Consider the following 11,258-nt stretch of genomic DNA (forward strand, 5'->3'; position numbering starts at 1 on the left):
TAATCTGAGAAATTTCTTAAAAGATGAAGAAATATGTGCAGAGGTAGTGAATAGAGGTTGCAAATTCAGAAACTAGTTTCAGGAATCGTGAATAATGTGTACCTTTGCAGACTTCTAAAATTGTAAAGAGATATGATTGATACAACTATTTTTCAGGATAAAGTAGCTGTTTATTATACGTTGGGCTGTAAACTTAATTTTGCAGAGACCTCTTCTATCGGAAAAACATTAAAGGAAGCAGGAGTTCGAACAGCCAGAAAAGGTGAAAAAGCAGATATTTGTGTGATTAATACTTGCTCGGTAACAGAAATGGCAGACAAGAAATGTCGGCAAGCCATTCATCGTCTTTCTCGTCAGCATCCAGATGCATTTATTGTGGTAACCGGCTGTTATGCCCAGTTGAAGCCTGGGCAGGTGGCTGACATAGAAGGAGTGGATTTGGTATTAGGAGCAGAACAGAAAGGTGAGTTGATGAATTATTTAGGCAACTTGCAGAAACATACGCATGGAGAGGCTGTAGTTACCGCTACCAAGGACATTCGTACTTTTTCTCCTTCCTGTTCCCGTGGAGACCGTACCCGCTATTTTCTGAAGGTACAGGACGGATGTGATTATTTCTGCTCTTACTGTACCATTCCGTTTGCACGAGGAAGAAGCCGTAATGGAAAGATAGAAGATTTGGTGGGGCAAGCTCGCCAGGCAGCTGCTGAAGGAGGAAAAGAAATTGTGCTGACCGGAGTGAATATCGGTGATTTTGGAAAGTCTACGGGTGAAACCTTCTTTGATTTAGTGAAAGCTTTAGATGAAGTGGAAGGCATTGAGCGTTACCGTATTTCTTCTATTGAGCCCAATCTTCTGACGGATGAGATCATTGAATATGTAGCTCAATCCCGTCGCTTTATGCCTCATTTCCACATTCCTTTGCAATCCGGATGCGATGAGGTACTGAAGTTGATGCGCCGTCGTTATGATACGGCTTTGTTTGCCGCTAAAATTGCAAAGATAAAGTCTCTGATGCCCGATGCCTTTATTGGGGTAGATGTCATCGTAGGTACTCGCGGAGAGACGCCTGAATATTTTGAAAAAGCTTATGGGTTTATTAAGGGATTGGATGTAACTCAGTTGCATGTGTTCAGTTACTCAGAACGTCCTGGAACTCAGGCTTTGAAAATCGATTATGTGGTTCCTGCTCAGGAAAAGCATGCCAGAAGCCAGCGTTTGCTGGAACTTTCGGATGAAAAGACGAAAGCTTTTTATGCCCGTCACGTTGGTGGCGAAGCGGAAGTGCTGATGGAGAAATCTAAAGCAGGTACACCCATGCACGGCTTTACGAAAAACTACATTCGGGTGGAGTTAGCTCACGATGAGGAATTGGATAATCATCTGGTAAAGGTGTGTTTGGGAGGTTTTAATGAAGACGGAACGTCGCTTAAAGGAACTATTTTATGATAAAGACAGCTGTAGTCATCTTAAACTGGAATGGGGAAGCCATGCTTCGCCAGTTCTTGCCCTCAGTGATTGCTTGTTCGCGTTTGGAGGGAACGGAAATTTATGTAGCCGACAATGCTTCTACGGATACTTCGTGTGAGGTGGTAGAAAAAGAATTTCCTTCTGTCCACCTGATACGCCTGGATAAGAATTATGGTTTTGCAGATGGCTACAACTATGCTTTGCAGAAAATAGATGCGGAATACGCTGTCCTGCTTAACAGTGATGTAGAGGTGACAGAAGGATGGCTTCAGCCAATGGTTGATTATTTGGATTCTCATCCGGAGGCTGTGGCCTGTCAGCCGAAAATCCGTGCGTATCGTCACCAGAACTTGTTTGAATATGCCGGAGCAAGTGGAGGCTTTATTGACCGTTATGGTTACCCCTTCTGTCGCGGACGCGTTTTTGAGGGTGTAGAGGAAGACAAAGGACAGTATGACGAGGTGATTCCTGTGTTCTGGGCTACGGGGGCAGCTTTGATGATTCGTCTGGACGTATATCGGAATGTTGGTGGACTGGACGGACGTTTCTTTGCACACATGGAAGAAATAGACTTGTGCTGGCGTTTACGCAGTCGAGGCTATCAGCTTGTCTGTATTCCTTCAAGTACGGTATATCATGTGGGAGGGGCTACCTTGAGAAAGGAAAATCCCCGTAAAACTTTCCTGAATTTCCGAAATAATTTGCTGATGCTGTATAAGAACCTGCCGGAAGAAGAATTGAAGCCTGTGATGCGTGTCCGTACTTTCCTGGATTATTGTGCCGCTGCAGTCTGGGTTTTGAAAGGAGATTTTTCCAATGCCAAGGCCGTGTGGAATGCCCGTCGGGAGTTCTTCCGGATTCGCAGCCAGTTTACTGCCGACCGTCAGCAAAACCTGGCCCATACAGTATTGAAAACCATTCCCGAACGCTATTCTTTCAGTCTGGTGTGGCAAGCAAAAGTAAAGGGCCGAAAAACCTTTTCAGCCCTTTTACATTAAAGTTTCTTGAGTTCCTGATACAAGCGTTGTACTGGAAGGCCCATGACATTGAAATAGGAGCCTTCCAGTCGGGAAACTCCTACAAAGCCAATCCATTCTTGTACTCCATATGCCCCCGCTTTGTCCAGTGGGCGAAATTTCTCTACATAAAATTCAATTTCATCCTCTGTCAGTACGTCGAATGTGACTTGAGTAGTAGCCGAAAATGTACGTTGTAGGTGACGGGTCATCAGACATACTCCGGTAATTACTTGGTGTGTCTTACCGGAAAGTTCCCGTAATATTTCTTTGGCTTCTTCCAGTGTCCGAGGTTTTCCCAATACCTTTTCGTTGATGCACACCACCGTGTCGGCTGTAATGATTAACTCGTCTTCCGCCATGGAATTACGATAAGCTTCCGCTTTTTCACGTGAGATGTACATCGGAATTTCTTCCCCTTTTAACGTGTCAGGATAGCTTTCATCTATATCCGGAAGTACCCTGGCCGTATATTCTAAATTCAGTCCGCTCAGCAGTTCCCGTCGTCTGGGAGAATTGGAGGCAAGTACGATTTTGTAATGCTGTATGTTTTCTAATGGTTTCATTTCTTGCATGCTTATTGGTTACCAGCCAAAGGCAGCCTGCCCGGCCATCCATTTTCCCTGTGCCTTTAAAACCTGTTCAATGACATCGCGTCCGCAGCCGTATCCTCCCTGTCGGTGAGAAATGTACTTGCTGATGGCTTTGATTTCAGGTGCCGCATCTGCCGGACAACAGGGTAGTCCTACCAACTGCATGACCTCGTAATCGGGTATATCGTCTCCTATGTAAAGCACTTCTTCCGGTTTCAGGTTATATTTTTCTAACAGTTCCTTGTATTCACGGGTCTTTACGGCAGCCCCTAAGTACACATCCTTTATGCCCAGTCCTTCGTAGCGTTTCCGTACGGCTTCTGTCTTTCCCCCTGTGATAATAGCCACATGCAGTCCGCATTTCACAGCCAGCTGCAAAGCATATCCGTCTTTGATATTGACAGAACGCATGGGTTCTCCGTCAGGATGTAAAAAAATCGTTTCGGCGCTCAGTACTCCGTCTACATCGAAAAACAGCGCTTTTATTTGAGTCAAATCGTAATTTATCATATCTGAAAAATTAAATGGTCAATGATTAGTTGTTTCATATAAATGAATATGTTCGCTTAGTAACCGATAGATTTCTGCCAGCTTAGGTTCTTCTTCCAGCATATTCAGGTGGCGGTTAATCACATTTTCATCATAGCGTCTTGCCGGACCGGTTTGTGCTTCTACTGGAGATAATTCATGCACCTTTCGGGCGGTTTCATCTATCAGTGGCAGCATAGCCTCGAAAGGAAGTTGATGCACCTGAAGCAAATGCTGGCAAATGGCGTACATGTGATTGCTGAAGTTACAGGCAAAGACAGCTGCAATGTGCAGGTATTTTCGTTGGTCCGAACTGGCTTCGTACACTTTCGGGCTAAGACTTCCGGCTATTTTCTGAAGCAGGGACAAGTTCTCCGGTGAATTGGCTTCAAGAAAGAACGGTACGTCTTCAAAAATAACTTCCCGTTGTTTGCTGAAAGTCTGCATGGGGTAAGCCACTCCGTAATTTTTGAATTTTCCCTTCCATACCTCCATCGGCATGCTTCCTGCTGTGTGCAGATACAGAGCATCCGGATTACAATGGACAAGTTGTGAAATAATTGTTTCCAAAACGGAATCTTTTACCGATACGATGTATAAATCAGCATGTTTGTCTACCTGTTCCAGGCAGGTTGTCCACGCACATCCTAATGTCTGTGCCAATGCTTGTGCCGATTCCTGTGTCCGGCTGTAAATTTGTGACAAGTGGAATCCCTTTTGCTGTAGAGCCTGAGACAGATGAGTGGCTACATTGCCTGCCCCTATGCATACAATGGAAAAATCTTTTTTATTCATCATCCGCGTGAAGATAAGAAGTAAAGTAAAACTCCTATGACCAGCAAGGTAGCTGGCAGGAGGAAAGTCGACATCTGTCCCAGCAGAGAGATAACCAGTCCGATGTTCTGAATCAGCCAGATACCTAATAAAATGAGTCCTACCGATTTGTCACTTTTGAACCACAGAAAAATAATGGCTGCATACAGCAGCATCGTATCTTTTTGCATCACCCACGGCAGTCCGAGGTGACCGAATCCTACCCATTTGTCTATCAGGTAGAGTAGTCCTGTCAGTACAAGAAAGACGGCTGTAGCCCGATAGGTATCTTTGTATTTGCCTGATGCTGCTGCCATTATTTCCCTCCGAATTTATTGATATGTACCTTCTCCCATTGCAGGTGTGATTCGTCGAAAGGTTTGCGTTCCATCCCCTTATGTCCCACAGCGATGACGGACAGCACTTGCAACTGTAAAGGAAGATCCAACAGTTCATGGATATATTCGTTGGCCGGTGTGCCGTTGGCGGTAAATCTTTCTCTTACCTGCACCCAGCAGCTTCCCAGTCCCAAATCTTCAGCCTGAAGCTGAATCATGATTGACGCAATGGAAGCATCTTCAATCCACACATCGCTGGCGAGCGGGTCGGCAGTCACTACAATGGCCAGTGCTGAATCTTTTACGAATGCAGCTCCCGATTCCTTACAGAAAGACAACTTTTCCAGTGTCTCCTTGTCGTCTACGACGATGAACTGCCAGCAATTGGAGCGTTTGGAGGACGGAGCCATCAAGGCCGCCTTCAGTAATGTGAGCACCTGATCTTGTGTCAGTTCCTCATCCGTAAACTTTCGCATGCTTCGCCGGTTCCTGATTAAATCACTGAAGTTTTCCATAAAAATTTAGTTTGTTTGGACAAATATAAGGCTTCCCCGTTAAATCCTCAATAAAAAAATGTAAATTTGCATCACATGAACATCCGTTTAGCTACATATTACCATGCTAAGGATGTACCCGCCCTTCCGGGTTCAAACATCTTTCATTCCACAGAACTGTTTCATGTGCTGGAACAGACAAGGGGAGTTTGTCCGCTTTTGCTGGTAGCCTATGAAGGGGAATCTCCTGTGGGAAAGCTGTTATGCATCACTCGCCGTTCCACCAATTTGCTACGTTTTGTCGAAAAAAGTTATGCGTACGGCACAGGTGAATACTTTCCTTCTTCCTATCCGAAAGAGCATATTTTTCAGGAGTTGCTTTCCTATTTTACGCAGCAGTTTGCAGAAAAATCTTTTATCTTGGAATTTCGTAATCTGGAAGAACCTTTGTTCGGCTACCGTTATTTCCGGCAAAACGGCTACTTCCCGATACGCTGGCTTCGGGTGCGCAACTCTTTGCATCATGATTCGTTGGACAAATGGATGAGTACCTCCCGCAAGCGGCAAATTCATCAGGGACTAAAGAATGGAGCCGTAATTGATGTGGCACGTACAGAAGCAGATGTGCAGGCTTTTTTCAGTATGCTCAAGCATTATTATTCGCCCAAGATTCATCGTTACCTGCCCGATATCGGTTTCTTCACTACTTTGTTGACGCATTCATCCCATTGTGGACGGATTTTTATCATTCGTTATAAAAACAAGATTATCGGAGGTTCGGTCTGCTTGTTTTCCGGGGAAGATGCCTATCTGCTTTTTTCCGGGGGGATGAGAAAAACTTATCCGTTGCAGTTTCCGGGAGTGCTTGCTGTATGGGGAGCCATGCAGTATGCCCGTGAGCACAGATATGTTCATTTTGAATTTATTGAAGCTGGACTTCCTTTTAAAAAATACGGCTTCCGTGACTTTATTTTGCGTTTCGGCGGAAAGCAGATGAGTAGTCGCCGCTGGTTTCATGTGCGCTGGAACTGGTTGAATCGTCTGCTTACAAAAATCTATGTATAGTCCTTTTAGATACTTTTGTCAATGGATTAAACTCTTTTTAAACAACGGGATTTCTTTGAAAAAATCGTCAAAAAGTTTCTTTTTTCACCACAATTTTCTTTTCTTTGTCAGTGTGTATATTAAACACGTTCTTTAATTTAATACCCATAAAAAACAATTCTATTATGAAAATCTCTCACATTGAACATTTGGGCATTGCGGTCAACAGCATCGAAGAAGCCCTTCCTTATTATGAGAACGTCCTCGGATTGAAATGCTATAACGTAGAAACCGTAGAAGACCAGAAGGTGAAGACTGCTTTTCTGAAGTGTGGTGATACTAAAATCGAATTGCTGGAACCTACTGGTCCTGACAGTACGATTGCCAAGTTTATTGAAACCCGTGGAATGGGTGTACATCATGTGGCATTTGCTGTAGAAGACGGAGTAGCCAATGCGCTGGCACAGGCTGAAGGGGCAGGCATTCGTTTGATTGACAAGGCTCCGCGTAAAGGAGCAGAAGGTCTCCACATTGCATTCCTCCACCCGAAATCTACCATGGGCGTATTGACGGAACTTTGTGAAAAATAACATGGGAAAAGACTCTTATTTAATTATCAAATATAAATACTAATACCATGAGTAACCAACTTGAAAAAGTAAAAGAATTAATAGAACTTCGCGCACAGGCCCGTCTGGGTGGAGGTGCGAAGGCCATCGAAAAACAACACGATAAAGGTAAGTACACAGCGCGCGAACGTATTTCCATGCTCCTTGACGAAGGCAGTTTTGAAGAGATGGACATGTTCGTACAGCATCGTTGCACAAACTTCGGAATGGACAAGAAGCATTATTTGGGAGACGGCGTCGTAACCGGATACGGAACAATCGAAGGCCGTCTGGTTTATGTTTTTGCCCAGGATTTCACGGTATCTGCTGGTTCTTTGTCTGAAACCATGTCACTGAAAATTTGTAAGGTGATGGATATGGCCATGAAAATGGGAGCGCCTTGTATTGGGTTGAATGACTCTGGTGGTGCACGTATCCAGGAAGGTATCAATGCTTTGGCGGGCTATGCAGAGATTTTCCAGCGTAATATTCTGGCTTCGGGAGTTATTCCGCAGATTTCCGGTATTTTCGGTCCTTGTGCAGGAGGTGCAGTGTATTCTCCGGCTCTGACGGATTTCACCTTGATGATGGAAGGCACTTCTTATATGTTCCTTACCGGTCCGAAGGTGGTAAAGACTGTGACTGGCGAAGATGTATCACAGGAAGACTTGGGAGGTGCCAGTGTACATTCCACTCGTTCCGGTGTGACTCATTTCACAGCTTCTACTGAAGAAGAGGGTTTGGCCTTAATTCGTAAATTGTTGAGCTATATCCCACAGAACAACCTGGAAGAACCGCCTTATGTAGATTGTACCGACCCGATAGACCGTCTGGAAGATTCTTTGAATGAAATCGTACCCGACAGCCCGAATAAGGCTTACGATATGTATGAAGTAATCGGTGCCATTGTCGATAACGGTGAATTTCTTGAAATCCAGCGTGATTTTGCCAAGAATATCATTATCGGTTTTGCACGTTTCAACGGACAGTCGGTGGGTATCGTGGCCAATCAGCCGAAGTTCCTGGCCGGTGTGCTCGATTGCAATGCATCTCGTAAGGCAGCTCGTTTCGTTCGTTTCTGCGATGCCTTCAACATTCCTATCGTATCACTGGTAGACGTTCCGGGATTCTTGCCGGGAACAGGTCAGGAGTATAATGCAGTCATTCTGCACGGTGCGAAGTTGTTGTATGCTTACGGTGAAGCTACAGTGCCTAAAGTAACAGTAACCCTTCGTAAGTCGTATGGAGGTTCTCATATCGTGATGAGCTGTAAGCAGTTGCGTGGTGATATGAATTACGCATGGCCGACTGCGGAGATTGCTGTGATGGGAGGAGCCGGTGCCGTGGAAGTACTGTATGCGAAGGAAGCGAAAGACGCACCCGATCCGAAAGCCTTTATGGCCGAAAAAGAAGCCGAATATACCAAACTGTTTGCCAATCCGTATAATGCGGCTAAGTATGGTTACATTGACGATGTGATTGAACCGCGTAACACACGTTTCCGCATTATTCGTGCCCTGCAGCAGTTGCAGACTAAGAAATTGACCAATCCGGCCAAGAAACACGGTAATATTCCTTTGTAATAGTAACTAAAACTTGACAATGATGATGAAAACACATAAAATCGGAATATTTCTGGCCCTGTTTCTGCTGGTCGGGTTCTCGTCCTGTAAGGAACAGAACACCGCGTCCAAGTTGCTTATCAATGAAGTCTTGATTGATAATGAAAGCAACTTTCAGGATGATTATGGCATCCACAGCGGTTGGGTAGAAATATTCAACAGAGCTTACAGCAGTGCCGATTTGGCCGGATGCTATCTGAGAGTGAGCAGTCAGCCGGGCGATACTTTGTCTTATTTTATTCCCAAGGGAGATGTGCTGACCTTGCTCAGACCTCGTCAGCATGCACTTTTCTGGGCTGACGGGGCACCGAGAAGAGGAACTTTCCATACCAACTTTGTATTTAGCAAGACACAGGATAACTGGATTGGTTTGTACGACTCCGGTAAGAAATTGCTGGATGAGGTGGTAGTTCCCGCAGGCTTGCTTCAGGCTGACCAGTCGTATGCACGCGTAGGCGACGGTACGGCTACATGGGAAGTGAAGGGGGGCAGCGAAGAAAAATATGTCACTCCGAGCACTAACAACCAGACCATCGAGAGCAATCCGAAGATGGATAAATTTGAACAGCATGACCCTGTAGGTATTGGTATGGCAATTTCTGCCATGAGCGTGGTATTTACCGGACTTATCTTGCTTTATCTGTGCTTTAAGTTCGTGGGTAAACTGGCGGTCAAGTTGCGTAAGCGTAATGCCATGAAAGCGCAGAATGTAACCGACAAGCAGGAAGCAAAAGAACGCAAGTTGGGTGAAGCTCCGGGTGAAGTGATTGCCGCCATTTCCATGGCTTTGCATGAAGCACAGGGAGCCGACCACGATGTGGAAGAAACCATCCTGACCATCAGCCGGGTAAAACGAAGCTATTCACCATGGAGTTCCAAGATTTATACCTTGCGTGAAACTCCTCATAAGAAATAAACTCTAAAGCATAACGAAAACCATGAAAGAATACAGATATAAAATTAACGGAAATCTTTACAAAGTGACCGTGGGAGACATAGAAGACAATAATGTACATGTAGAAGTAAATGGAACGGCTTATACCGTAGAACTGGAGAAAAAGTCCGGTCCGAAAATCAAACCGGTAGTTCGTACGGCAGCTACTACGCCGGCAGCTCCTCCTCCCGCAGTGAGCCGTCCTGTTGTGGCAGGCAGTAAGTCGGGTATCAAGTCTCCGCTTCCGGGTGTAATTCTGGAAATCAAGGTGAAAGAAGGAGATACCGTGAAACGTGGACAGACATTGCTCGTGCTCGAAGCCATGAAGATGGAAAACGACATCAAGGCCGACCGTGACGGTAAGGTAACCGCCATCAAGGTGAGCAAGGGAGAATCAATACTCGAAGGTACAGACCTTATAATCATTGAATAATTATGGGAGAATTTGCTAGTTTTTTACAGAATAACCTGGCCGATTTCTGGACTTATACCGGTTTTCATAACGCTACGCTCCAGCATGTGGTGATGATTCTGGTCGGTATATTCTTCATTTATCTGGCCGTGGCCAAAGAATTTGAACCGATGTTGCTGATTCCTATCGGCTTCGGTATCTTGATTGGTAACATTCCCTTTAATATGGAAGCTGGCTTGAAAGTCGGGCTTTATGAGGAGGGGTCCGTATTGAATATCTTGTACCAGGGAGTCACGTCCGGCTGGTATCCGCCCCTTATTTTCTTAGGTATTGGAGCTATGACCGACTTTTCGGCTCTGATTTCCAATCCAAAGCTGATGCTGATTGGGGCGGCAGCACAGTTTGGTATCTTTGGTGCATACATGATTGCCTTGGCTTGGGGCTTCGACCCGATGCAGGCTGGAGCTATCGGTATCATTGGTGGTGCCGACGGTCCGACTGCTATTTTCCTTTCGTCCAAGCTGGCACCTAACCTGATGGGAGCCATTGCCGTGTCGGCCTATTCCTACATGGCCCTTGTGCCGGTGATACAGCCGCCTATCATGCGTTTGCTCACTACCAAGAAGGAAAGACTGATTCGCATGAAAGCGCCTCGTGCCGTGTCACACACAGAAAAGGTGATGTTCCCAATCGTAGGTTTGTTGCTGACCTGCTTTTTGGTTCCTTCCGGTTTGCCTTTGCTAGGTATGCTGTTCTTCGGTAACCTGTTGAAGGAAAGTGGTGTAACTCGTCGCCTGGCTGAAACAGCCCGTGGCCCGCTGATTGACACCATTACTATTTTGTTAGGACTTACCGTAGGAGCTTCTACTCAGGCTTCTGAGTTCCTGACTGTGGATTCTCTGAAAATCTTCGGCTTGGGTGCTTTGTCATTCGTTATCGCTACAGCTTCAGGTGTGATTTTCGTGAAGATATTCAACCTGATTCTTCCGAAAGGTGACAAGATTAATCCGCTTATCGGTAATGCCGGTGTATCTGCCGTGCCCGACTCAGCCCGTATTTCTCAGGTAGTAGGTTTGGAATATGATCCAAGCAACTACTTGTTGATGCACGCCATGGGTCCGAATGTGGCAGGTGTAATCGGTTCGGCAGTTGCTGCCGGTATCCTGTTAGGATTCCTGGTTTAAAAAATTACTTTTCTGAGATAGAAGGAGGGATGCATCGGATGGTGTATCCCTCTTTTTTTACACTGTAGTGTACTAAATAAGTTGACACAATTTATTTAGTGACATGCGTAAAAATCGAAAGTACTCAAAGGCAGAATGTCTGTCTTATCTGGAAGAATACATGTGTTCTTCTCAGAACCACAGTGAATTTGAACGGAAAAAA

The 11,258-nt window shown here is 45.3% G+C and carries 13 protein-coding genes; 8 read left to right on the forward strand and 5 right to left on the reverse strand.

What is annotated here, in order from left to right:
* Window positions 1-132: 132 nt before the first annotated feature.
* Window positions 133-1,449 carry a tRNA (N(6)-L-threonylcarbamoyladenosine(37)-C(2))-methylthiotransferase MtaB gene (mtaB, locus tag ACMJ0U_RS08525; protein ID WP_417129551.1) on the forward strand — a complete coding sequence of 439 codons (1,317 nt, stop codon included), beginning with the start codon at window positions 133-135 and terminating at the stop codon, window positions 1,447-1,449.
* Window positions 1,446-2,468, forward strand: coding sequence for a glycosyltransferase family 2 protein (locus ACMJ0U_RS08530; protein WP_417129552.1), 1,023 nt, complete (start codon window positions 1,446-1,448; stop codon window positions 2,466-2,468). The genes mtaB and ACMJ0U_RS08530 overlap by 4 nt, the downstream gene beginning before the upstream one ends.
* Here ACMJ0U_RS08530 and ACMJ0U_RS08535 read toward each other — a convergent pair.
* The 5 genes from ACMJ0U_RS08535 to ACMJ0U_RS08555 are packed head-to-tail and all read right to left on the reverse strand — an operon-like array spanning window position 2,465 to window position 5,273.
* The gene (locus ACMJ0U_RS08535; RefSeq protein ID WP_417129553.1) at window positions 2,465-3,061 is read right to left on the reverse strand and encodes a Maf-like protein; all 597 of its coding nucleotides are present in this window, start codon (window positions 3,059-3,061) and stop codon (window positions 2,465-2,467) included. The two genes, ACMJ0U_RS08530 and ACMJ0U_RS08535, sit on opposite strands and share 4 nt — an antisense overlap.
* Before the next feature lie 9 nt (window positions 3,062-3,070).
* Window positions 3,071-3,589 (reverse strand): KdsC family phosphatase, encoded by a 519-nt coding sequence (locus ACMJ0U_RS08540; protein WP_417129554.1) that lies wholly within the window; start codon window positions 3,587-3,589, stop codon window positions 3,071-3,073.
* Between the two features lie 18 nt (window positions 3,590-3,607).
* Window positions 3,608-4,405, reverse strand: coding sequence for a Rossmann-like and DUF2520 domain-containing protein (locus tag ACMJ0U_RS08545; RefSeq protein ID WP_417129555.1), 798 nt, complete (start codon window positions 4,403-4,405; stop codon window positions 3,608-3,610).
* Window positions 4,402-4,737, reverse strand: coding sequence for a hypothetical protein (locus ACMJ0U_RS08550; protein ID WP_417129556.1), 336 nt, complete (start codon window positions 4,735-4,737; stop codon window positions 4,402-4,404). The genes ACMJ0U_RS08545 and ACMJ0U_RS08550 overlap by 4 nt, the downstream gene beginning before the upstream one ends.
* On the reverse strand, window positions 4,737-5,273 hold the full coding sequence (locus ACMJ0U_RS08555; RefSeq protein ID WP_417129557.1) for a nitroreductase family protein: 537 nt from the start codon (window positions 5,271-5,273) through the stop codon (window positions 4,737-4,739). The genes ACMJ0U_RS08550 and ACMJ0U_RS08555 overlap by 1 nt, the downstream gene beginning before the upstream one ends.
* A 75-nt stretch (window positions 5,274-5,348) precedes the next feature.
* On the opposite strand from ACMJ0U_RS08555, the gene ACMJ0U_RS08560 reads away from it, so the two are divergent.
* From ACMJ0U_RS08560 to ACMJ0U_RS08585, 6 genes are all read left to right on the forward strand, one after another.
* Window positions 5,349-6,317, forward strand: coding sequence for a GNAT family N-acetyltransferase (locus tag ACMJ0U_RS08560; RefSeq protein WP_417129558.1), 969 nt, complete (start codon window positions 5,349-5,351; stop codon window positions 6,315-6,317).
* Window positions 6,318-6,481: 164 nt separating this feature from the next.
* Window positions 6,482-6,886: a methylmalonyl-CoA epimerase gene (gene mce, locus ACMJ0U_RS08565; protein WP_417129559.1), complete on the forward strand. Its 405-nt coding sequence runs from the start codon at window positions 6,482-6,484 to the stop codon at window positions 6,884-6,886.
* 47 nt (window positions 6,887-6,933) lie between these two features.
* Window positions 6,934-8,487 carry an acyl-CoA carboxylase subunit beta gene (locus tag ACMJ0U_RS08570; protein ID WP_178254892.1) on the forward strand — a complete coding sequence of 518 codons (1,554 nt, stop codon included), beginning with the start codon at window positions 6,934-6,936 and terminating at the stop codon, window positions 8,485-8,487.
* Between the two features lie 25 nt (window positions 8,488-8,512).
* On the forward strand, window positions 8,513-9,442 hold the full coding sequence (locus ACMJ0U_RS08575) for an OadG family transporter subunit (protein WP_417129562.1): 930 nt from the start codon (window positions 8,513-8,515) through the stop codon (window positions 9,440-9,442).
* A 22-nt stretch (window positions 9,443-9,464) separates the two neighbouring features.
* Window positions 9,465-9,893, forward strand: a complete 429-nt coding sequence (locus tag ACMJ0U_RS08580; RefSeq protein ID WP_417129560.1) for a biotin/lipoyl-containing protein — start codon at window positions 9,465-9,467, stop codon at window positions 9,891-9,893.
* A 2-nt stretch (window positions 9,894-9,895) separates the two neighbouring features.
* Complete coding sequence (locus ACMJ0U_RS08585; protein WP_417129561.1) at window positions 9,896-11,056, forward strand: sodium ion-translocating decarboxylase subunit beta; 1,161 nt, start codon at window positions 9,896-9,898, stop codon at window positions 11,054-11,056.
* Window positions 11,057-11,258: the final 202 nt, after the last annotated feature.

The sequence above is a fragment of the Phocaeicola sp. genome, assembly GCF_048170425.1.
Classification (GTDB): domain Bacteria; phylum Bacteroidota; class Bacteroidia; order Bacteroidales; family Bacteroidaceae; genus Phocaeicola.

Bases quoted from the DNA above. Each gene is read 5' to 3' on its own strand.
- mtaB (WP_417129551.1), top strand. From the start codon at position 133: ATGATTGATACAACTATTTTTCAGGATAAAGTAGCTGTTTATTATACG.
- ACMJ0U_RS08530 (WP_417129552.1), top strand. From the start codon at position 1,446: ATGATAAAGACAGCTGTAGTCATCTTAAACTGGAATGGGGAAGCCATG.
- ACMJ0U_RS08535 (WP_417129553.1), bottom strand. From the start codon at position 3,061: ATGCAAGAAATGAAACCATTAGAAAACATACAGCATTACAAAATCGTA.
- ACMJ0U_RS08540 (WP_417129554.1), bottom strand. From the start codon at position 3,589: ATGATAAATTACGATTTGACTCAAATAAAAGCGCTGTTTTTCGATGTA.
- ACMJ0U_RS08545 (WP_417129555.1), bottom strand. From the start codon at position 4,405: ATGATGAATAAAAAAGATTTTTCCATTGTATGCATAGGGGCAGGCAAT.
- ACMJ0U_RS08550 (WP_417129556.1), bottom strand. From the start codon at position 4,737: ATGGCAGCAGCATCAGGCAAATACAAAGATACCTATCGGGCTACAGCC.
- ACMJ0U_RS08555 (WP_417129557.1), bottom strand. From the start codon at position 5,273: ATGGAAAACTTCAGTGATTTAATCAGGAACCGGCGAAGCATGCGAAAG.
- ACMJ0U_RS08560 (WP_417129558.1), top strand. From the start codon at position 5,349: ATGAACATCCGTTTAGCTACATATTACCATGCTAAGGATGTACCCGCC.
- mce (WP_417129559.1), top strand. From the start codon at position 6,482: ATGAAAATCTCTCACATTGAACATTTGGGCATTGCGGTCAACAGCATC.
- ACMJ0U_RS08570 (WP_178254892.1), top strand. From the start codon at position 6,934: ATGAGTAACCAACTTGAAAAAGTAAAAGAATTAATAGAACTTCGCGCA.
- ACMJ0U_RS08575 (WP_417129562.1), top strand. From the start codon at position 8,513: ATGAAAACACATAAAATCGGAATATTTCTGGCCCTGTTTCTGCTGGTC.
- ACMJ0U_RS08580 (WP_417129560.1), top strand. From the start codon at position 9,465: ATGAAAGAATACAGATATAAAATTAACGGAAATCTTTACAAAGTGACC.
- ACMJ0U_RS08585 (WP_417129561.1), top strand. From the start codon at position 9,896: ATGGGAGAATTTGCTAGTTTTTTACAGAATAACCTGGCCGATTTCTGG.